A 21,572-nucleotide genomic window follows, 5' to 3' on the forward strand; every position below is an offset into this window, starting at 1 on the left:
GTGTACTGCTACCTTCCCGTTCGACGCCGGCCCAGTACCGGCGTTTAGTTCGTCTAATAGGCCCCCACCGGATGAAGAATGACCCTGAACGTTCGCCACAGGATCATGATGTCGCCGGTCAAAGACCAGTTCTCCACGTAGTAGAGGTCCCATCGGACGCTCTCGTCCCAGCCCAGATTGGACCGGCCGTTGATTTGCCACAGACCCGTGATGCCCGGCTTGATCAGCAGCCGCCGGCTCACGTCCCCCTCATACCCCTCGACTTCACACGGAAGCTGAGGCCGCGGCCCGACCAGGCTCATGTCCCCCCTCAGGACGTTCCAGAACTGCGGCAGCTCGTCCAGCGAGTACTTCCGGAGCCAGCGGCCGCAGGTGGTGATCCGGGGATCGTTCTTGAGCTTGAACAGCAGCCCCGCTCCCTCGTTGAGGTCCCGCAGTGCCGCCAGGTCCTGTTCGGCGGTAGTGACCATGGAACGGAACTTGACCATCTTGAACCGCTTGCCGTTGCGGCCGACCCGCTCCTGGCGGAAGAACACCGGTCCTTTGCTGTCGCGGACAATGATCCAGGCCAGGGCGCCGAGCAGGGGTGAGAGGATCAGGAGGGCCGCGGCGGATGCCACGATGTCCACGAGCCGTTTGAGCGTGTGCTTGCCGCCGGTGAACCGGGGCAGTTCCACGTGCATGAGGGGCAGTCCCTCAACGGGACGCCAATGAATCCGGGGACCGGCGACGTCGGTCAGGCTCGAGGCCAGCACGAGGCCGGCGCGGGTGCCTTCCAGGGCCCACCCCAGCTGCCGGATGGACCGGGTACCGCCCTGGAGCCGTCCCGCCACCACCACGGCGTTCGCGCCTGTTTCGGCGACCTTTTCCGCGACCGAGTCGACGTCGCACAGGACAGGAACCCTCTGGGCGGAAATTTGCACGTGGCTTTCGGTGTAGCCGGCGGGCAGGGCTGCCCCCACGACCTCGTAGGCGGCACCGGAGACCTTGCCGAACTGCCGGATCACGTACTCGACGTCCGACGGTTCCCCGACGACGATCACCTTGGACAGGTAGTGGCCGAAGAGTCTCTGGCGGTTCAGCCAGCCGCGCCACTGCCACCGGTTGATCAGCAGCAGCAGGGCACCGGCCGGAAGCGCGAGGGCAAAGTGGCTGCGGACCACATCGATGCCCGCGACGATCACGATGATGGCGATCCCGCCGAAGACGCCGAGGGTGGCGTCGAGGACCCGCTTGTATTCCTCGGAGCCGATGCCGAGGACGGTCTCCTCACGGGTGCGGTGCACTTCGAGCGCCAGGACCCAGGCCACGACGAAGGCAATGCTGACGGCGAGGTACGACCCTCCCGCTCCGCCGCGTGACAAAACAGGTCCGCCTTCCTCGAAGTGGAAGGCGTAGGCGGCGGCGACGGCGATCGCGACGATGGCGGCGTCCGTGATGCGGAGCCAGCGGCGGTAGCGTTTGGCCCAGGACTTGCCCGAGTCCACCAGCTCCGCGTCCGCCAGCGCGGCCGGAGCGTTCGGGCTGAGGCCTGCGTCGGCGGCGGCCCAGGGCTGGCCGAGCGGTCCGGCGCTCGAGGCCAGGACCGGCTGGGTCCGGCGCGTCAGGCGGCTCCCCCGTGACCGGTATCCCCGGCGGCGCTCATCGACGGCACTCATGCCGGGTCCGCGTTTCTCAGCGGCGCGGACCCGGGTGCAGACCGGTTAAGGGAGCCGGCGGCGGCTGGGGGGAGAGCCTCGGTCTCAGAAGGCTCTGACGCCGCCGGCTCCGACCTTGGCGCACGGCTGCCGGTAAAGGCACCGTACGATTCCAATGAAGGAGTTCGGTGTAGGGAGGTAATGGCACGACCACCTCTAATGGTGGCAGTGGCTGCTCCAGCAAGCAAGATGGATTTTGAGGCCACACTTTCCTGCAGGTCATACCCGCGGTCGATTACCGCCCTGAAGTTCCTCATTTTGAGACCTTTGTGAGTTGTTCGTGGGACTGACTTAAGTCAATCGCCAGGACCGGATCTACACACGAGTAGCGTTTACCCGACTTCTGTCGGCCAGTTTGCGGCCGCACTACTTGGGGATACTCCCGCCGGCACTCCGGGCCACCCGTGCTGTACGCGGCCGCCCGCGCAGCCGGGGGCCCAGGTGTGGGCGCAAGTGCCGGAGGGGTGTGCCCGAGGGCGCGGCAGACCGTCATGGCCTCACGAGGGCCGGTCAGAGGCGTCAGCGGGCCGGTCAGAGGTGGCGGGAGCCAGGGAGTGCAGTGTCAGGGGTGAGGCGTGCCGAGGTCCAGGAGGTCCGCGCGCCGGCCGACGCCGAGCTTGGCGAAGATCCGGGACAGGTGACCCTCCACGGTCCGCTGCGACACACACAGGGCGGTGGCGATCTCGCCGTTCGTGGCACCGCCGGACACCAGTTCCAGAACTTCGGCCTCCCGGGGGGTCAGCGCGGCGCCATGATCGTTATGGACAAGCTCCAGCTGCGCCGACATCCCGGCCTCGACGAGGCGGTGATGGACCCTGCGCTGGACTGCGGTAAGCCTCCACCGGTCCGGATCGTCGGCCAGGATCCGCTCCGCCTGCTGGGCGGCTTCAAGGGCCAGGAGCCCGTGGCCGCCGTTGAGCGCGTCGTCGCTGATGCCAATGAGGTCGGCAGCGTCGCAGGCCGAAACCGCTCGCGCATAGGACTCCAGCAGGCGCGCCTCCGGGCCTTCGACTGCCCTGCTGCTGAGCGCGAGGGCTTCGGCTCCCGAGGTGTCGCCGCTGCGGAACGCGAGCCGCCTGATATCGGTTTCAACGCCCCGCAGACCCTCGCGCAGCGCCTCATCCGCCAGCCGGGCCAGGGCCCGGGCACTGTTCCCGTCCGGCCCGTCTCCGGGGTCCGCCGCCAGGCAGTACGCTTCCGCCATTAGGCGAAGGGTTGTCGGTTCCCGGTAATCCGAAAGCCGGTAGGCCAGCGAATGCTGGCCGGCCTCACGGTGGCGTCCGACGGCTGCAGCCGCGTAGGCTGCGACGGCATGGGCAAAGGGCAGGAGGTTGAGGGGGTCGGCTATGGTGAGTTCTTCCACGCCGAGCCGCACCTCGGCGAGGCTTTCGCGCATCCTGCCCTGGCGAAGCCTCGAATAACCCCGCATGAGGTGGAGCATGCCGCCGCTGTAGAGCAGCCGTCCGGGCTCGCGGGCCGCGTAATCGTCCAGGACCTGTCCCAGTCCGTCCCAGTCCCCTGCCCGGATCAGGTTGAGGCAGTGGCGTACTACAAGGTCCTCATACACCAGGGGCAGCGCCACGCTCGCGCTGCGGGCGCCGTTCCATGCCTCGCCGTCCAGGCGAAGCCCTGTCCGCAGGCGGCCCTGAGCCGTTAGGAGTTCGGCGAGGCGGGAAACTGCCGGGACACGGATTTCGGGGTTGGTGCCGGCCGATTCAATGAGTTCGCGCAACCCGGTTCCGGCTCCCAGGAAGCGGCTGTCCCACGTGCGGCTCATCAGTTCTGCGGCCAGTCCGGCGGCGGCGGCCCCGTCCCGGAGCTGTTCCTCCGGATCGAGTGTCGAAGGCTGCGTCGACGGCACGGCTGGCAGCGCCAGCGAATCCACCGCCGACGAATCCACAGCGGACGGCGGTTCCCCAGCGGACAGCGGTTCAAGGGCCAGAACAGAGCCCGGGGGCGGGTTCCCCGCGTCGGCGGGCAGCCTCCGGGCCGGCGTCGCGGACCCGATCCGGGCCGCGAGCAGGGCGGCCAGATAGGACGACCGTCCGGCGCGTAGCGGCTGCGCGGACTCCAGGGATGCAACGGCGGCCTCCGGGTGCCCGAGGATGTAGTTCGAATACGCCAGCTGGATGCGTGCTTCGGAGAGGAACCGGACGTCCCGGATGGCCCCGGCCGCCCGGGCGGCAGTCACAGGATCCAAGGCCGTGTTCGCGGCGACAGCGGCGTGCAGCAGCTGGACCGGAGGGATCTCCACGCCGCAGTCCAAGGACCACCGCAACCGGTTCAGGGCCGCTCCCGGCACGGCGGCCCGCGCCGAGGGAAACGACAGCACGCTTGAGCGCAGGGCCGAACTGCGGCCGGCCGGGACCCGGTGCCGGATGATCTCGCCGACAATCGGACTCGCGGGCCGTACCAGCCGGTCGTGCCCGGCTGAGACAGCGATGATTCCTGCCGTGTCCAGCGCATCGACGGCTTTCGGACCGCTGATCCGCAGGATCTGGGCCAGGGAGAGCGGTCCGGCCAGGGCAACGATCGTGGCTGCGGTCTTCTCCTCCGGCGTCATGGAGCGCAGCTGCCGGTCAACGACATCGGCGGCGGGCACCTGGGCCATGTCCGGGTTGGCCAGGAGGAACCATACGCCGTGCCGGAAACCCAGTGCGCCGCTGCTACGGGCATGCTGAATCAGGGACATCAGCATGAGGGGGTTCCCGTCTGCCGCATCATGAAACAGCGCGCTGACCCACGGGGAGACGTCGGCCCGCAGGACCTGTTCGCACAGCTGGTGCGTTCCGGTCCGGCTGAGCGGGGAAAGATCGAATTTGGCAATGATTCCGTCGTCCCACAAGGACAGGAATTCTTCCGGGATCATCGGCCCGGGCCGGCATGCCACCAGGATACCTGCGGCGCCGGTGGCAGCGGCCTGCGCCAGCTGCCGGACAGTCCCGTGGTCGAGGCAATGCGCGTCGTCGACGACGAACAGAGGGCGTTCCGCTTCCGACTTCAGGCTGCCCGCCATCGCCTCCACGACGGCGGCATAGGAGTCGAGTTCACGGTCGGGAAGCCGGGACAGGTACGGCGCCAGGGCGCCAAAGGGAACGGCGGCCAGAGCCGGGGTGGCTGTTAGCCGGATGATGTGACTGCGGGGACCGAGTTCGCGGATGACGGCCTTTACGATGGCGGTCTTGCCCGTCCCGGCCCCGCCGACCACGAGTGCACCTGACCTGGTGTCGTCGCGCAGGCAACGCACCAGGTCCTTGACCAGCGCCGATCGCTCGATCAGCGGGGCGGTCTCAGTCAGGCTTTCCATCGCCGGTTCTTCCTGCCGTCCTCTGCTTGCCCGGGACAGCTGCCCGGAGCGTGCCGGCGTCAGCCGTCCGGGCAGTTGCCCGGACCGTGCTGGCGTCAGCCGAGCCGGGAGCTGTCTGCCGGAGTTGAGATGACATCTTTGAGTTCCGATCGGCTGGCGACATGCAGCTTCGAATACACCTGGTAGAGGTGTCCCTCGACCGTGCGGACCGATACGTGCATCTGTTCCGCGATCTTGCGGTTGGACGTGCCGGCAGCGGCGCGGACCGCGACTTCGCATTCCCTCGCCGTCAGGGTCGAGGTGGTGAGCGAATGCAGACCGTTTTTGGGACTGCCGAACTTGTCATCGAGTGACTGCTGCGCCCGCTGGGCGATCCGCAGCGCGATCCGGTTGCCGGCATCGTTGGCGCAGCTGACGGCTTTCCGGGCCGCATCCCTGGCGAAGACCGCGTTGCCGGATGCGTCAGCGTCCTTGGACGCCCCTAGCAACTGTTCGCTGTCGGCCTCCCTCATGCCCTCGGCGAGCCGCGAGCACAGGGCCGCGAATTGTCCGGTCACCCGGCTGCTCAGGCTGTCCAGCTTCTGGCCCATCTGGCGGTCTCCCAGCCGGGCGGCCGCGGACAGGAACAGGAGCGCCGGGGCCAGGGCCGAGGATTCCGTGTCGCTGTCTGCCTCGGCCGTGAGGGCGCGGATGGACATGGCCCTCTGCCCGAGCTCGGCTTGGGCCGAGAGTTCGAAGTAACGGGTGAGCCGTCCAACCAGCCACGCCGCCGGTGTCCCGGGCTGGGCAAGGTCGCCCAGCAGGACGGCAGCCGTTTCCTCCTCGCCCTGCAGGGCGGCGGCATAGGCACAGACCGCGGTAGCCAGGCCCGCCAAAGCGTCGGGGTCCTGGGCCAGGAGCTGCCACCTGCCCGCCTGAAGCCTGGACAGGGCATCGTCGAGATGTCCGGAGTGCAGGTCAATGACGCCCTGCCCGATCTCGAACATCCCCCCGAGCCGGGTCTGGGGCTCTCCGCCGGCATACGTCTCCTCGAGGTAGGCGGATGCCTCCCTGAACTTGGCCGAGAGCAGCAGCAGGAGCAGGAACCTGCCGCGGATCTCGCGGACCGCGCGGTCCGTGAGCCGCACGTTCGCGGTGGCCGCCAGGATCTGCTTGCCCAGGACCATCGCGTGCACGACGTTGCCGCTGACAGCCAGGGCCTCGCAGCGCACGCTGGCGGTCACAAGCCGCGGTTCGCTGCCCAGGTCCGCCGTGTCCATGCTGTCGGTCGTGGCAAGGACATCAGCGTAGCGTCCCTGGAACGCGGCGAGCTCGGCCTCGGCCAGGCGCAGCTGCTCCCGCGCCGCGCTGACGGCGGAGCCGAGCTCCGCAGGCTCGGCAGCGAGCCGCTCCGCGAGTTCCCGAAGCCGTGCCCGGGGATCGGTTCCCGGAGCAGTGCTGCGTTTTTCCAGCTCTGCGCGCAGCAGCTGCAGGGCCGTCCATTCGGCCAGCGGAAGCTCCCCGCGGGCTTCTTTGTCCAGCGACTCCAGGACCCGGTGTGCGGACTCATCGTTGTTTACCGAGATGTGGGCGGTCACGGATTCGATGGCCAGGGGGACGGCGGGCTCGCCGCCGTCGATCTCCTGGACGAACCGCAGGGCGGCTGCGGGGTCGGACGCGCTGTTGGCTGCGCGGGCCGCCGCCAGGGCGACCTCCGGGCTCACCTGCTCCCCGCAGTCCAGCGCCCAGGCGACGCCGGTGGAGCCACCGGCGTCCAGGGCGTCGGACTCCTGGAGCACGGCGGTGAGCCGGCGGCGGAGTTCGGCGCTGCGTCCGGGCGGGACAACGCTCGCGACGATTCCGGCCGTCACCGGGTTGGCGACGCTGACCATCGGCGGATGGTCATGGGTCACCCGGATCAGGGTCCGCTCCTGGAGCGCGTCCATATCCTGGGGGTTGGCGATGAGCATGAGGGTCTGCAGCGGGACCGCCCCGGCAAGGGCCAGCAGTTCAAAGACGTCGCGCTGGCCGGTGCCGAGCCGGTTCAGGCGGGCCTTCACGACGTCCCGGATCTCGCCCGTCAAGGCGATCGGGCCGTTGCCCAGGAACCATACGCCGTCCTGGCGGACCACTGTGCCCAGCTTGATCTGTTCGCGGGCCAGGGAGTGGAGGAACAGGGCGTTGCCCCCGCTCGCGCTCCAGAGCGCACGGGCGGCCGTCAGGGAGAACCGACCGCCGTATTCATGGTGCAGTGTTGCGGCCGTCTCGGCGAAGTCAAACGGGCCAAGGTCCACCCGCCGGAGCAGGTCATCCTTCCACAGGCCCATGATGTCGCCGCCGACGTGAGGCATGTCCACGCACGCCGCCAGCAGCGTGACATGGGCACCTGCGCTCAGCTGGGCCACCATCATGCTCGAGAGCTCGTCGAGGTCATGGGCGTTGTCCACGAAAAGGACGATTTGCCGCCCCTCGGACTTGTTGTGCAGCAGCTGGGTCAGCCCGCGCAACACCATCAGGGGGTGCTCGAGGTGGGAGGCGTCGAGGTCGTTCAGGAGGACGCTCAGGGCACCGTAGGGAAGTTTGGAGGAGATCGAGCTGCCCCTGACCTGGACCACCAGGTACTCGTCGCCGAGCTGCTCAATGGCGCGCTGGGCGATAAAGGACTTGCCGGCCCCGTGGTCGCCCACGAGGACTATGCCGCACCCGGAACCCGACGTCAGGGTTTGCACGACGTCGGCAACGAGCTGTTGGCGGGTGAAGGGTCTGTCTTTGTTCCGGCCGTGGCCGTTTCGTTGCGCCGGAAACATTGCTTCTGTCTGGCCGCTGCCCGCAGGCAAGCCGGCGTCTTGCTGGAACATATGAGAGACCTTCGCAATCAAAGTTTGAGCGGTGATACCTCCACCGTATTGACTACGCGTATTTTCGGTATGCGTAAGTAGTACTCGATTACGCAGCGAGTATTCGGCCGGCTCTACGTAGCTGTACTCAGTTGCGGCCGCACGGCTGCCGGGTCCAAACCAAGTAGTCGGAACCCAGCCTCACGTGTCCCTGAGCGTAGTCTCCCGGAGCCCCGGATAAACGGCTGCCTCCGGGCTTAGCGACCGCCAATTCCGGGTAGCTGTTCACGGCCCTTGACGTTGAGCTTGGCGTAGCTGCGGTAGAGGTGGCCTTCAACCGTCCGGACGGAGACCTGGAGTTCGGCGGCGATCTGGCGGTCGGTCAGGCCGCGTACTGCGAGCGCCACAATGTCGCGTTCCCGGCGGGTCAGGATGCCCAGCGAGTCGTCGTTCTTGGCCGTATCCTCACCGGGAAGGTCGTCGGCCCGGTCCAGGCACCGCTTCCGCTGCGAGTTCGCCATGCGCTCCCTAAGGGTATCGCCCGCGGCCCGGTAGGCGTGCGCCGCCGCGTCGTAGGCAAGGGCGGCGAAGGTCCACAGTTCCGCAGCCTCACAGGTCTTCGCGGCCTCCAGGTGGTCTGCGGCGTTGTCCGTGCTGATGGCTGCGGCATAGGCGCAGATCGCGGCCGGCCGGGGGCCCTCGAGCCCGGCCTGCAGTTCCAGTAGCTGGGGCGCCGAGTCGGTGTCCCCTAAGGCCAGGCAAAGGGCCAGAGCCTCGAGTTCGAGGCCGGCTGTGTTCATCTCCGGGTGCGGGCGTCCGAGGCGCTTCAGTTCGGCGATGGCGCCGGGGTAGTTCCCGAGCCGGGCTTTTCCGTAGACCACGGCCATCATGGCCAGGGAGTGCATGTACCGCGGCAGCGCCGCCGGGGCGGCCTCGAAGTCGGCAAGGAAAAGCTCCGCTTTCGTCTGCGCACCGACTTCGGCGGCCGCCGCGAAAGCCATGGCCGCCGTGAGGGCGAACAGCTGTTGGGGATCGGTGAGCCGCAGCGCTTCGAGCGCGGCGCTGAGGGTGTTCAGCGCCTGCGCGGCCTTGCCCTGGTACAGGAGGATGATGCCGTGGGCCGCGTGGACTCCCCCGCCGAACGAAATCAAGCTTGGCCCTGACCCGGCGACAAAGGCGGCCAGGAGGTTTTCCGCGGCCTGCCAGTCCCCGGCCTGGATCGCGGCGGCGGCCGACCGGACCACGAGGAAATCCGTGAGGAAGTACAGCTCATCGTGGTCGGCTCCGGCGGCCTCGACTGCCTGCGACATCACGGCAAAGGCGCTCAGTCCTTTGCCGGTGGCCAGGAGCCGCTCCGCGTCGAGGGAGAGCCGGAACGCCGCCTCAAGGTTGTTGGCCGCCGGCCGGGTAGCGGCCGCGTCCGCCGTGGCAGGGGTCTGCGGGTACTCGCCTGCCAGTGCCAGGACCATGGCTTCCATGGTGTTCAGTCGCTCCGTTATGGCGGCGCGAATGGCTTCGGCGTTCTCCGGCTGGGCCTCGGCCAGGTGTTCACCGGCAGGCTGCAGCGCCTGTGCCCGTTGCATGATCTCGGCAGGCGTGTACCCCAGTGCGCACATCACCGCGGCCCACAGGAGGGATCCGGTCAGCAGGCTGGTGAGGTTGCCGCCCTGGCCGAAATCGGCGTCGAGGATTTCCCAGGCAGCAACGTAGTCGGAGGCGTTGTAGCGGGTCCGAGCTATCACGGCGCGGGCCGCCATCTGCAGGTCCGGGTCCTTGACGAGAGCGGCCGCCTTGCGGGCGAGATCGTCCTCGTAGAGCCGGCTGGCCAGGACGGCGGCCCTCAGGAGCTGGCGGTCCTCGACCTCCGCGCCGCATTCGATCGACCAGCTCACGTGGCGCAACAGTCCTTCGGCCGACGTCGGCTCGCTGTCCATGCGGCGCAGCAGGCTCTGGCGCAGCTGGAGGCTCCTGGCCGGCGAGATCAGGTTTCGCAGGGTGTCCCCGTACACGGTGTGCCACAGCCGCAGCTCACCGCCGGCGGAGCCCGTGACACGAATCAGTTCGCTGTCGATCAGCGACCCCACGGCCTCTTCCCCGGCCACGGACTCGATCAGTTCACGGGACACGGGTTCGGCCAGGGCCACCAGGTTCAGTGCCTGCCGCTCTTCCGGCGAGCGCAGCAGCAGCTGGCGGCGCACGACGTCGGTCAGCCGGTCCCCGTGGCTGTTCAGATGCCGGGTGAACAACCAGACACCGTTGCGGCGCAGCAGCGTCCCGTCCTTTTTGGCGTCGTCGAGGAGCCCGTTGAGGAGCATCGGGTTGCCGCCGGAGGCCTCCCAGAGGATCTCCGCGACGTTGGGCAGCACCTGCGAGCCGAGCTCGCCCTCCAGCATTTCTGTGGTCTGAGCCAGGGTGAGGGGCCGCAGGTCATGCCGCTCGGCGATGCCTTCAAACCACAGCTGCAGGAGCGGCTCCGGCAGTCCGGGCCGGGCGGCGGCGCCCACCAGCAGTTTCGCCCAGCCTGCCGCGGCCAGCTCGGCCAGGATTCCCGCCGTCGCCTCATCGAGGTCGTGGGCGTCGTCGACGATGAGCAGCAGGGGCTTCTGGGTGGCGCGCTTCTCTTCTTCCAGGTGCGACCACAGCGTCCTCAGCACGGCCAGCTGCGATGTCGCCTCCTGGACCGGGAGTTCGACGATGAAGGGGCCAAGGACACCGTAGGGAACCTTCGTCAGCGACGCACTGCCGTGAATCCGCACCGGCGTCACGTCCGGGCCCAGCTCCGCGACCACGGCTTCGATGAGCCTGGACTTGCCCATCCCGCTTTCGCCTAGGACGAATACCGCCACATGGCTGCCGCCCTGAAGGGACTCCACGGCCGACATCAAATCTTCCGACCTCCCGGTCAAGGCGCGGGACGCCTCGGTGCCGGGGGCTCCCGCCGTGCCCCTAGATGAGTCCAAGCAGATCACTTCGCGAAGAAACGCCGAGCTTCGTGAACACCTGATACAGGTGGCCCTCCACTGTTCTGACGGAAATGCCCACTTCAAGGGCGATGTCCTTGTTCGAAACCCCGTTCCCGGCAAGGGTGGCGATCTGCCGCTCCCGTTCCGTGAGCAGAGGGCCTTTGTTGCGGGGCATGATCGGCAGCGCCGGTACCGACTCCGAGAGGCTCTCGAGCATGCTGTAGGCGGTGTTGGCGCTGGCGGTCAGTCCGGCGCCCTTGGCGAAATCGAACGCGAGCGCCGCGCACCTGGCCTGGACGGCGTCCAGCTCCAGGGCCGCGGCCTGCTCGGCGGCTTGGAGCATGATCGCGGCATCCTTCTTCCGGCTGCCGACGGCGACCGTGCGGGACAGTTCGGCCAGCGGCCCCTGCCTCAGCCCGGCGATTTCCTCCATGTAGAGATAATCCTTGACGGTTCCGTTGACGGTGGCCCCGAGCATGCAGATGCCGGCGAGGGTGTAGCGGCCTTTCCGGAAATGTGCCTCTGCGGACCGCACCAGCCGGTCCTTGGCCTCCGGGTCGCCGAGCCACCGCGAGGCCATGTCCATGCAGAACTCCGTGGAGCTGCTGACGGCGAAGCGGGCCGGTCCGTCAGCCGAGCGGGCGCGGTCCAGGTAGATGGTTGCCTGGACCGAGTTGCCGGTCTGGGCGTAGGCGAAGGCGGTTGCGGCGTAGGCCTGGCGCAGGGACTGCAGGCTCGCCCGGACCTCAAGCTGGGCGATTGCGGCCAGCAGCGGGTCCAGCGCCATGTAGCCGCGGCCGGCATAGACGTACGCGAGACCGACGGCGAGGTCGGTGGCGGCGCTGCCGGAATGGAGTCCGTGCCCGGCCCGGCCGCTCGCGTCCTTGAGCATGTCGATGGCCTGGCGCCACAGGCCGGACAGGAGCAGGACGTTGTAGGAGCGCCAGGCGAAGTTTTCGCGGATGCGCGGCACGTTGGACCACTCGCCCAGCTGCCCGCCGAGTTCCCGCATGAGTTTTTTGGCGTCGAGTTCCCGACCCGTCATGGACAAGGCTTCCATCAGGATGATGGCCGAGCGGAGCCGGTGCACGGGGTCCGCGCCCGGGACGTCTGTGGTGGCCGCGGCGGTGAGGCGGGCCATCATGGGCTCGAAATCCCCGATGAAAGAGAAGTAGTTGAACTCGCACAGATCCAGCCGCAGCGCGGCCCGCGAGAGTGCGGCGGGGCCGGCGGCTGGCTCGTCCAGGCTCAAGTCCTGAAGCCGGACCCGGGCCTGCCGGAGGAGTTCGGGGACCTTGCCGGAGCGGTCTTCCAGCCAGGCCATGCAGTCGGCTTTCGCCGCAATGAATTCGGCGAAGGTCTCGGCCTCGAGGTCGTTGACCTGCCGCTCCGAGACATCGTCCAGCGCCGACATGGCCTGAAGGGGCAGGCCGAGCTGGAGGTAGGCCGCCGATTTCTGGAGCTGTCCCTCGGCCCATTCAGGGTCCGAGGGAGAGAGGCTCCCGGCGCATTTGAGGGCAAACTTCGGGTCAAAGAGCTTGACGGCGGCGCTGGCGGCCGCCAGCGCGTGCGCGGGTGCCAGCTGGGCGTGGCAGTCGTGGGTCCAGGCCGCATAGGCGAGCAGGTCCTCGACGGTGAGTTCGTCGAGTTCCTGTTCCTGGTGTCCGGGGACCTTGTCCCGCAGCTCCAGCCGGCGTTCCACACTGAGCCAGTTCCGGACGATATCGCCGAGGTAGCGGTCGCCCAGGGTGACGAGGTGCCGGTCCGTGCGGTCCACGACGATCTGGCCGGCCTCTTCCATGTCGGCGATGATACCGGGGCTGTACATCCGGGCGAGCCGTGACAGGGGCAGCGTCCGGGCGCAGGAGAGGACGTCGATGACCTCCCGCGCTTCGGGTGTTTCCCTGGCGTATCTGGCCCGGACAATGTCTTCCAGCGCCGTCCGGCCGTCGAGCACGACCTCATCGACCAGGGTCCAGACCGATCCGGACAGGACAAGGTTTCCGCGTTCGATCTGTTCTGACACGACGGCCTGCAGGAGCGTGGGGCTGCCGCCGACCAGTTGGTGCAGCTGGCTTGCCAGTGCCGTCGAGACCCGGTGGCCCAGGGCTGACTGCAGGACCTCCAGCGTTTCGAGCTCGGTCAGGTTGGCGAGCCGGACCTCGGCAAGCTGGCCCGAGGTGATGAGCCAGTAGAAGTCAGGCGGAAGGTCCGTGGTGCGCTGGGCCGTGGCGATCAGCCGGGCGGTGCGGGTCTGCAGCAGGTTCAGCAGGACCCCGGTACTGAGTTCATCGAGGGCGCCGGCGTTGTCCAGCAGGATCACGCACTGGCGGCCGGCGGCGTCGTCGCGGATCAGGGACGTAATTCCGTGCAGAATGGCGGTCGGCGAGCCAAGGGAGCTCTGCGGGAGCCGAGCCAGGGTGAAGGCGAGGCAGCCGTACGGCGTTGCCGACCCCGGTCCTGAGCTGCGGAGCTGGATGGTGTACACCTCGGGGCCGAACCCCGCGAGGGCAGTCCTGCCGACGAGGGTCTTGCCTACGCCGCGGTCGCCGGTGATAACAACGCCCATCCGGTCCTGCGCAAGCAGTTCCGTCCGGACGCGCTCGGCATCGGCGTTCCGCGCCAAACCGGACCATCCGTGCCTCGCGACCGGACCGGCGGCATGTTCTTCTTCGGCGGGTGCCAATGTAGTGGAAACATTCCCCCAGCCCAGCGAATCCCTCGACATGTAGTTTCCTTCGTACCGCTTTGTAGACAGCAACCCCAGACTGCCCACTTAGAAGTAGCGTATCCCTATCCCCCGACATGAGAGTAGACAGATCATAGCTGGAATGCCGAAAGCTTGGGAAGAAAACCCACTATTCGGATACTCGCGTCCCGCCCGCCCCTGATACGGGGCCGGGCTGGTGCGTGTTTAAGCCTGATTTATGGGGCCTTGGCCGGGTGGAATTTTTGCTGGGCGGCGGGCAGGCCGTCCTTGACCAGGACTTCGACGGCGTCGGCCGCGGTATCGATGAGGAAGGGCAGGTCCTTCTTCTCCGGGGCGGAAAAGTCACGCAGGACGAAGTCCGCGGTGTCCATCCGGCCCGGCGGACGCCCGACGCCCACCCGCACGCGCAGGTAGTCCTTGGTGGCCAGGGCCTTCGAGATGTCCCGCAGTCCGTTATGGCCGCCTTCGCCGCCGCCGAGCTTCAGCTTCACGGTATCGAAGGGAATATCGATCTCATCGTGGACGGCAATGACGTGGGCGGGGTCGATCCCGTAGAACTGTGCCAGGGCCGAGACCGGCCCGCCGGAGACGTTCATATATGACAGCGGCTTTGCCAGCACGATCCGGGGGCCGCCAATGCCAAGGCGCCCTTCGAGGACCTGGGCACGGGCCTTGTGGGACTTGAAGCCGCCGCCGGCGCGCGAGGCGAGTTCGTCCAGGACCATCTGGCCGACATTGTGGCGGTTGTGGCTGTACTCGGGTCCGGGGTTGCCAAGGCCTACAATCAGCCAGGTGTCGGTCATGGATCAGTCCTTCGGTGGGCCAGGTCAGGCGGGAGTGCCGGCTCCGGCGCGGAATACGACGGGTTCAGAGACGACGGCGGCCGGGCCCCTGAGGGACCCGGCCGCCGGTGAAATCGCCGGAATTACTCGGCGGCGACCGAGGATCCTTCGGTGGTGTCGGCCGAAGCCTCTTCCTCGGAGACCTCGGTGGCCTCGGAGATGTGAACGACGAGAGCCTCGACGTCGGCCAGCAGGACGGAGCCCTTCGGCAGAACGAGGTCGGAAGCGTGGATGTGCTCGCCGGCGCTGCGGCCCTCAATGCTGACCTCGATGGCGGTCGGCAGGTGGGTTGCCTCGGCCTCGAGGGAGACGGTGGTCATTTCCTGGTTGTACACGTTGCCCGGAGCCAGTTCGCCGGTCAGGTGGACGGGGACGTCGACGGTGACCTTCTCGCCGGTGCGGACGGTCAGCAGGTCGAGGTGCTCGATGATCTGCTTGATCGGGTTGCGCTGGATGTCCTTGACCAGGGCCAGGTGCTGCTCGCCGTCGATGTCCAGGGTCAGCAGGGCGTTAGCCTTGCGGACGGCCAGGGTGGTGGCCTTCGCCGGCAGGGTGATGTGGATCGGCTCGGCGCCGTGGCCGTAGATGACGGCCGGAATCAGGTTGGCCATGCGGGCGCGGCGGGCGAAGCCCTTGCCGAATTCGGTGCGTACTTCTGCTGCGAGCTTCTGCTCAGACATGGATATCTCCTCGTGGGATTTCAAGCTGTGGGACTAAACGGTGTTCAGCAAGGGCGGAGGTCTGTCTGCGACCTTCAACGCCGGGCTGCCGTGCAGCTGACCTTCAGAAGGAGATTCAGACCCAGTCGATAACGGAGACCAGCACTCCGGCTCTCCGTGTATACGGTTGACCGGCGCTCTCCCTCGCCAAGGTTTCGGTACAAGGCTACCAGCGGCTGGCCCGGTTTCTGAAACCGGGCCCGCCGCCGGCCGGCTTAGGCCTGTCCGTCGAACAGGCTGGTGACGGAGCCGTCGTCGAACACTTCACGGATGGCGCGCGCGATCAGCGGCGCGATCGACAGCACTGTCAACTGCGGGAAGCGCTTGTCCGCGGTGATCGGCAGCGTGTTGGTGACCACCACCTCGCGGGCGCCGGACTCGGACAGCCGGCGGGCTGCCGGGTCGGAGAACACGGCGTGGGTCGCGGCGATGATGACATCCTTGGCGCCGGCGTTCTTGAGCACCTGGACGGCGCCGGAGATGGTTCCGCCGGTATCGATCATGTCATCGATCAGGACGCAGGTGCGGCCTTCGATCTGGCCCACGACAGTCTTGGAGACTGCCTGGTTGGGCACGGTGAGGTCGCGGCTCTTGTGCACGAAGGCCAGCGGCGCGCCGCCGAGGCGCTCGGCCCACTGCTCGGCAACGCGGACGCGGCCGGTGTCCGGGGAGACGACCGTAACCTTGTCCGAGCCGACGCGGGTGCGGATGTAGTCGGCCAGGAGCGGAATGGCCATGAGGTGGTCCACGGGGCCGTCGAAGAAGCCCTGGATCTGCGAGGTGTGCAGGTCCACGCTCATGATGCGGTCGGCGCCGGCGGTCTTGTACAGATCGGCAACGAGGCGTGCCGAGATGGGCTCGCGGCCGCGGCCCTTCTTGTCCTGCCGGGCGTAGGGGTAGAACGGGGACACGACCGTGATGCGCTTGGCGGAGGCCCGCTTGAGCGAATCGATCATGATCAGCTGTTCCATGAGCCAGTTGTTCAGCGGGGCGGGGTGGGCCTGGATCACGAAGGCGTCGGTGCCGCGGACGCTTTCGCCGGCGCGCACATAGATCTCGCCGTTGGCGAAGTCGTAGGCGTCCAGCGGCAGCAGCTCGGTGCCCAGCTCCTTGGCGATCTCTTTCGCCAGCTCAGGGTGCGCGCGCCCCGCGGCCAGCACCAGCTTCTTTTCGCCGTGTGCCGTAATTTCGCTCATGATTGCTAGCCCTCTTCTGTCGGTGCCGGAGTAGTGGAGGAAGTTGGGGCGGCGCCCGCGGCGGCTGTTTCGACCGCGGCGGCGGACCGGGCCAGTGCGGCGGAAACGGACCCGGGGCGGTTGGCCGCAACCCAGCCTTCCGAATTCCGCTGCCTGGCGACGGAGAGGGCAAGGGCGCCGGCCGGGACGTCCTGGCGGATGATCGCGCCAGCGCCGCTGTAGGCGCCGTCGCCCACCCGGACCGGAGCGACGAAGACCGTGTTGGAGCCGGTCCGGACGCCGGAGCCGATCACCGTGCGGTGCTTCTTCTCGCCGTCGTAGTTGGCGGTGATGTTGCCGCAGCCGATGTTGGTGTCCTCGCCGATTTCCGCGTCTCCGGCGTAGCCGAGGTGCGACAGCTTCGAGCCGCGGCCGATCGTGACGTTCTTGGTCTCATAGAACGCGCCGATCTTGCCGGTTTCGCCCAGGACGGTGCCGGGGCGCAGGTAGGTGAAGGGGCCGACGCTGGCGCGTGCACCGATCGTGGAGCCGGAGCCGTGGGTGCGGATCACCGTGGCGCCCTCCCCCACCAAGACATCGGTGAGGGTCGTGTCGGGGCCGACGACGGCGTCGCGCGCCACCGTGGTGGCACCGTGCAGCTGGGTGTTGGGCAGGAGGCGGACGTCCTCGTCGAGCGTCACGGTGGAGTCGATCCAGGTGGTGGCAGGATCGACGACCGTCACGCCGGCTCGCATCCAGGCCTCGACGGTGCGGCGGTTGTGTTCGGCGCCGAGGGCGGAGAGCTGGACGCGGTCGTTGGCGCCTTCGACCTGCCAGCGGTCTTTGGTGACGACGGCGGCGACGCGGCCGCCTGCGGCGCGGGCCAGGGCCAGGACGTCGGTGAGGTACTTCTCGCCCTGGGCGTTGTCGGTGGTGACGTGGACCAGCGCGTCGCGCAGCACGGCGGCGTCAAAGGCGTAGATGCCGGAGTTGATTTCGCGGATTCCGCGTTCGGCCTCGGTGGCGTCCTTGTGCTCGCGGATGCCAGTGACGGTTCCGTCCGCTGCCCGGAGGATCCGTCCGTAACCGGTGGCGTCATCGAGGACGGCCGTGAGGACCGTGACGGCATTGCCCTCGGATTCGTGGGTGGCGACGAGTTCGGCGAGCAAGCCGCCGGTGAGCAACGGGACATCGCCGTAGGTCACAACCACGGTTCCGCTGAGCGGTCCCTGGGGGTGAAGGGCATCGAGGGCTTCCAGCGCGGCTTCGACCGCACGGCCTGTGCCGGGGACGTCGTCCTGGTCCACGATCAGGGCGTCCGGGTCGAGGGCTGCGACGTGGGCGGCCACGAGGTCGCGTTCATGACGGACCACGAGGGCCAAGTCGCGCGGGTGGACACTGCGGGCGGCGTTGAGGGCGTGGCCCACCAGCGAGCGGCCGCCGATCTCATGGAGAATCTTCGGCGTACGGGATTTCATCCGGGTACCGGCCCCTGCAGCTAGGACGATCACGGCGGCTGGGCCAGTGTTCTCGGGGCTCACGTGTTGGCTCTCCTTGCTTGGTTGCGCAGTGTGTCTCGCCAGTTCCGCCCATAGGACTCGAACCTATACTCCACGGCTCCAAAGGCCGGGGTGCTGCCATTACACCAGAGCGGACCGTGCCCGGGCTTGACCTGTGGCACGAGAACCAATTCTGCCACGAAGGTTGATGCTCGTGCGACTCAGGGTCCGAAGCACGGGCGGTCCTGCGGGCTGGTACGGGCCCGCGGTAGGGCATGATGGTGCTGTGAGCAAGAGTGCAGGCCCAGCCGGCGGGGCGGACGGCGGCAGCGGCAGGCCTGTCCGCGCGCCCGGCTACGTTCCCCGCCCCCGTATGACGGGCCCGCAGCGCCGCACGCAGCTGATCGGCATCGGCCGGGGCCTTTTCGCACTCCGCGGCCTGGACGGCACCACGATCGAGGAAATCGCAGCCACCGCGGGCGTCTCCAAGCCGGTGATCTACGAGCACTTCGGCTCCAAGGAAGGCCTCTACACACAGGTGGTGGACTGCGAGTTCCACATCCTGCTGACCTCGGTCAACGATGCCCTGTCCGAGGACGCCAAGCCGCGCGTCCTCGTGGAGCGGGCGGCCCTGGCCCTGCTGACCTACATCGAGGACCGGACGGACGGCTTCCGGATCCTCATGCGCGACGCCCCGCCGTCCCAGCCGGAGGGCGCCTTCTCCACGCTGCTATCGCATGTGACGGCCCGCGTGGAGCACATCCTCGAGGACGAACTCGCCCGCCGCGGTTTCAGCCCGGCGGACGGGGCCATGTATGCGCAGATGCTCGTGGGAATGGTCGCGATGACCGGACAGTGGTGGCAGGACAGCCGCACGCCGGACAAACGCGAAGTCGCCGCGCACCTGGTAAACCTGGCCTGGAACGGGCTCACCGGGCTGCAGAAGGACCCTGAGCTCCGAAGCCAGGAGTGAGGGCTCGGGGTGGAGTGAGGTCCGGCGCTGGATTGAGGTCCGGGATCGCCCCCTGCTCGCTGGCCGCCACGGGACATGCCCAGCCCTGGCCCCGAGAAATGGACATAACACCAGCATGTCCATCGTTGGCCCGCACCACGGAGCATGTCCTGCGGGTTCTCAGCGCCCCACGGGACATGTCCAGTCCCGGCCCGGAGAAATGGACATAACACCAGCATGCCCATCCTTGGCCTACACCACGGAGCATATCCTGCGGGTTCTCAGCGCTCCGCGGGACATGTTCAGTCCGGGCAGGACCCAAGGTCTTGCCCACCCCGGCTGGCAGCAGGACATCGACCACTCCACTGGACATGCCCTCCCTCGGCCCGGAGGAGTGGACATGAGGCCAAGATATCCATTTCTGGCCTGCAGCAAGGGGCATGTCCTGACGGTTGAACGCGCGCACCGGGGAACATGTCCGGCCGTGGCCTTCGCACAGGACTTGGCCCTCACAAGGGACCTATCCAGCCGCGTGCCCAGGATTTAGCGATATGGCCAATTCAAGCTGGCTGCGAAACAACTGAGCACTTCACGGGAAATGCGCCGATGCCGTCGAGTGTTCCTTAGGACATGCCCTCCTCTGGCTCCGGGGAGTGGACATGAGGCCAATATGTCCATTCCTTGCCGAAACCAAGGGGCATGTCCTGAGGGTTCCGAGCACACCGTGAAACATGTCCAGCCCTGACTGACACCAAGGGGCATCTCCTGAGAGTTCGGAGCACACCGGGGAACATGTCCATCCCTGACTGACACCAAGGGGCATGTCCTGAGGGTTCCGAGCACACGAGAGAACATGCCCAGCCTTGGCCTGGACCACGGGACATGTCCCGAGGGCTCTGAGCGCACCGGAGAGCATGTTCATCCCTGGCCTGCGCCAAGGGGCATGTCCTCAGGGTTTGTCGTGACCCGAGGGACATGTCCAGCCGTGCCGGAACCCGCTGAGCACCAACGCACTGGGCATGTCCCCCGGGCCGTCAGGAACTACTCCCCCAGCACCTCGAGGGCTTCGAGCCATTCGTGTTCGAGGGCTTCGCGTTCGCCGGCGAGCTCCTGGAGTTTCTTGTTGAGCTCGGCAAGCTCATCGAACTTGCTGGCGTCCCCGGCCCCGGCCGTCATCTGGGCGTGGATCTTGTCTTCCTGCTGCTTGAGCTTGCCCAACTGTCGGTCGATCCGGTTCTTGGCCTTGCGGGCATCGCGCTTCTCCGCTTCGGAGGCGCCACCGGCAGCCGGCGCGGAGCCCGCACCGGAGCCCCCGCCGGCGGCCGTGACGGGGTTCCCGCCGCCGGTGATGGTGGAGCCGGCCAGCGCCGACTCGCGCAGCTCGAGGTACTGGTCCACGCCGCGCGGCAGGGCGCGGATCTTGCCGTCGCCCAGGAGCGCCATCTGGTGGTCCGTGACGCGTTCGAGCAGGTAGCGGTCGTGGCTGACCACCACAAGGGTGCCGGGCCAGCCGTCCAGGACGTCTTCGACGGCGGCCAGGGTGTCGGTGTCGAGGTCGTTGGTGGGTTCGTCAAGCATGAGCACATTGGGTTCGCCCACGAGGAGCCGGAGGAGCTGCAGACGCCGGCGTTCGCCACCGGAGAGGTCCTTGACCGGGGTCCACTGCTTCTGGTTCGTGAAACCGAGCTGCTCGACGAGCTGGCCGGCGGTGAACTCCTTGCCGCCGACGTTGAAGGAGCGCTTCTCCCGCTCGATCACTTCGATGACGCGCAGGTCGGCGACGTCGTCGAGCTCCTTGACCTCCTGGGTCAGGACGGCGGTGACCACGGTCTTGCCGCGCTTGACCTTGCCCGAGGTGGGCTGAATTTCGCCATTGAGCAGTTTAAGCAGTGTGGTTTTGCCGGCGCCGTTGACGCCCACCAGGCCCAGCCGCTCGCCGGGAGCGAGGCGCAGGGTGATGTTGTCGAAGAGCTTCTGCCCGGGTTCGCCGCCGAGGAAGTCGAGAGACACGTTTTCCAGGTCCAGGACGTCCTTGCCGAGCCGGGCGGTGGCCATCTTGCTCAGCGCCATCGAGTCACGCGGTTCGGGGACGTCGGCGATCAGGGCGTTGGCGGCCTCGATCCGGAACTTGGGCTTGGCGGTGCGGGCCGGGGCGCCGCGGCGCAGCCAGGCGAGTTCCTTCTTGACCAGCTGCTGGCGTTTGCCTTCCATCACGGAGGCGGAGCGGTCGCGTTCGGCCCGGGCCAGGACGTACGCGGCGTAGCCGCCCTCGAACGGATCCATGATGCCGTCGTGGATTTCCCAGGTCTTGTTGCACACTTCGTCGAGGAACCAGCGGTCGTGGGTGACCACGAGGAAGGCGCCCTGGTTGGGCCGCCAGCGGGTCTTCAGGTGCCGGGACAACCAGGCGACCCCTTCGACGTCGAGATGGTTGGTGGGCTCGTCGAGCATGATGACGTCGTGGTCCTCGATCAGCAGCTTGGCCAGGGCCACCCGCCGCTTCTGCCCGCCGGAGAGAGCATGCACGTTGGCGTGCCAGTCGACGTCGGACACGAGTCCGCCCATCACCTCGCGGATCTGCGGATTGCGGGCCCATTCGTAGTCGGCCTTGTCGCCGACAATTGCCGCACCGACGGTGAGGTCGCCGTCGAGGACGTCACTCTGGTCCAGGTAGCCGATATTGACTTCACTGCGCTTGGTCACCCGGCCCGAATCCGGGGTGGCGCGCATGGCCAGCAGGCGCATGAGCGTCGACTTGCCGTCGCCGTTGCGGCCCACCATGCCGATCCGGTCGCCCTCTTCCAGGCCTAGGGTTACGCCGTCGAGGACGGTGCGGGTTGCATACGAGACCGTGAGGTTCTCGCCGCCGAGCAGGTGTGCCACTGGGAACTG

Annotated in this window: 11 protein-coding genes and 1 tRNA gene; 1 reads left to right on the forward strand and 11 read right to left on the reverse strand. The window is 67.7% G+C overall.

All coding sequences use genetic code 11. From position 1 onward, the window contains the following. Nucleotides 1–53: 53 nt before the first annotated feature. From ACVWZ7_RS05370 to ACVWZ7_RS05415, 10 genes are all read right to left on the reverse strand, one after another. Nucleotides 54–1,658 (reverse strand): sugar transferase, encoded by a 1,605-nt coding sequence (locus tag ACVWZ7_RS05370; protein ID WP_456507204.1) that lies wholly within the window; start codon nt 1,656–1,658, stop codon nt 54–56. A gap of 601 nt (nt 1,659–2,259) precedes the next feature. Then, nucleotides 2,260–5,004 (reverse strand): LuxR C-terminal-related transcriptional regulator, encoded by a 2,745-nt coding sequence (locus tag ACVWZ7_RS05375; protein WP_456507205.1) that lies wholly within the window; start codon nt 5,002–5,004, stop codon nt 2,260–2,262. 95 nt (nt 5,005–5,099) lie between these two features. Next, a complete protein-coding gene (locus ACVWZ7_RS05380; protein ID WP_456507206.1) occupies nt 5,100–7,841 on the reverse strand; it encodes a LuxR C-terminal-related transcriptional regulator in 2,742 nt (913 codons plus the stop codon). Nucleotides 7,842–8,077: 236 nt separating this feature from the next. Further along, a complete protein-coding gene (locus ACVWZ7_RS05385; protein ID WP_456507207.1) occupies nt 8,078–10,789 on the reverse strand; it encodes a LuxR C-terminal-related transcriptional regulator in 2,712 nt (903 codons plus the stop codon). Continuing rightward, the gene (locus tag ACVWZ7_RS05390) at nt 10,767–13,511 is read right to left on the reverse strand and encodes a LuxR C-terminal-related transcriptional regulator (protein ID WP_456507208.1); all 2,745 of its coding nucleotides are present in this window, start codon (nt 13,509–13,511) and stop codon (nt 10,767–10,769) included. Before ACVWZ7_RS05390 ends, ACVWZ7_RS05385 begins: the two co-directional genes overlap by 23 nt. A 197-nt stretch (nt 13,512–13,708) precedes the next feature. Beyond that, nucleotides 13,709–14,296: an aminoacyl-tRNA hydrolase gene (pth, locus tag ACVWZ7_RS05395; RefSeq protein ID WP_116766042.1), complete on the reverse strand. Its 588-nt coding sequence runs from the start codon at nt 14,294–14,296 to the stop codon at nt 13,709–13,711. Between the two features lie 122 nt (nt 14,297–14,418). Continuing rightward, a complete protein-coding gene (locus tag ACVWZ7_RS05400) occupies nt 14,419–15,015 on the reverse strand; it encodes a 50S ribosomal protein L25/general stress protein Ctc (RefSeq protein ID WP_091250696.1) in 597 nt (198 codons plus the stop codon). A gap of 254 nt (nt 15,016–15,269) precedes the next feature. Further along, nucleotides 15,270–16,250: a ribose-phosphate diphosphokinase gene (locus tag ACVWZ7_RS05405; protein ID WP_018774662.1), complete on the reverse strand. Its 981-nt coding sequence runs from the start codon at nt 16,248–16,250 to the stop codon at nt 15,270–15,272. A 5-nt stretch (nt 16,251–16,255) separates the two neighbouring features. Beyond that, nucleotides 16,256–17,770, reverse strand: coding sequence for a bifunctional UDP-N-acetylglucosamine diphosphorylase/glucosamine-1-phosphate N-acetyltransferase GlmU (gene glmU / locus ACVWZ7_RS05410; RefSeq protein WP_456507209.1), 1,515 nt, complete (start codon nt 17,768–17,770; stop codon nt 16,256–16,258). Nucleotides 17,771–17,812: 42 nt separating this feature from the next. Further along, nucleotides 17,813–17,884: transfer RNA gene (locus tag ACVWZ7_RS05415), tRNA-Gln, on the reverse strand. A gap of 217 nt (nt 17,885–18,101) precedes the next feature. Between ACVWZ7_RS05415 and ACVWZ7_RS05420 the strand changes: the two genes are divergently transcribed. Next, nucleotides 18,102–18,701 carry a TetR/AcrR family transcriptional regulator gene (locus tag ACVWZ7_RS05420; protein WP_116766040.1) on the forward strand — a complete coding sequence of 200 codons (600 nt, stop codon included), beginning with the start codon at nt 18,102–18,104 and terminating at the stop codon, nt 18,699–18,701. 1,020 nt (nt 18,702–19,721) lie between these two features. Here ACVWZ7_RS05420 and ACVWZ7_RS05425 read toward each other — a convergent pair. Beyond that, entirely contained in the window at nt 19,722–21,563 is a 1,842-nt protein-coding gene (locus tag ACVWZ7_RS05425; RefSeq protein ID WP_344364105.1) for an ABC-F family ATP-binding cassette domain-containing protein, read from the reverse strand. Nucleotides 21,564–21,572 lie beyond the last annotated feature (9 nt).

The sequence above is a fragment of the Arthrobacter sp. TE12232 genome (genome assembly GCF_054062615.1).

Coding starts and splice junctions, on each gene's coding strand:
- ACVWZ7_RS05370 (WP_456507204.1), bottom strand. CDS start 1,658: ATGAGTGCCGTCGATGAGCGCCGCCGGGGATACCGGTCACGGGGGAGC.
- ACVWZ7_RS05375 (WP_456507205.1), bottom strand. CDS start 5,004: ATGGAAAGCCTGACTGAGACCGCCCCGCTGATCGAGCGATCGGCGCTG.
- ACVWZ7_RS05380 (WP_456507206.1), bottom strand. CDS start 7,841: ATGTTCCAGCAAGACGCCGGCTTGCCTGCGGGCAGCGGCCAGACAGAA.
- ACVWZ7_RS05390 (WP_456507208.1), bottom strand. CDS start 13,511: ATGTCGAGGGATTCGCTGGGCTGGGGGAATGTTTCCACTACATTGGCA.
- pth (WP_116766042.1), bottom strand. CDS start 14,296: ATGACCGACACCTGGCTGATTGTAGGCCTTGGCAACCCCGGACCCGAG.
- ACVWZ7_RS05400 (WP_091250696.1), bottom strand. CDS start 15,015: ATGTCTGAGCAGAAGCTCGCAGCAGAAGTACGCACCGAATTCGGCAAG.
- ACVWZ7_RS05405 (WP_018774662.1), bottom strand. CDS start 16,250: ATGAGCGAAATTACGGCACACGGCGAAAAGAAGCTGGTGCTGGCCGCG.
- ACVWZ7_RS05420 (WP_116766040.1), top strand. CDS start 18,102: ATGACGGGCCCGCAGCGCCGCACGCAGCTGATCGGCATCGGCCGGGGC.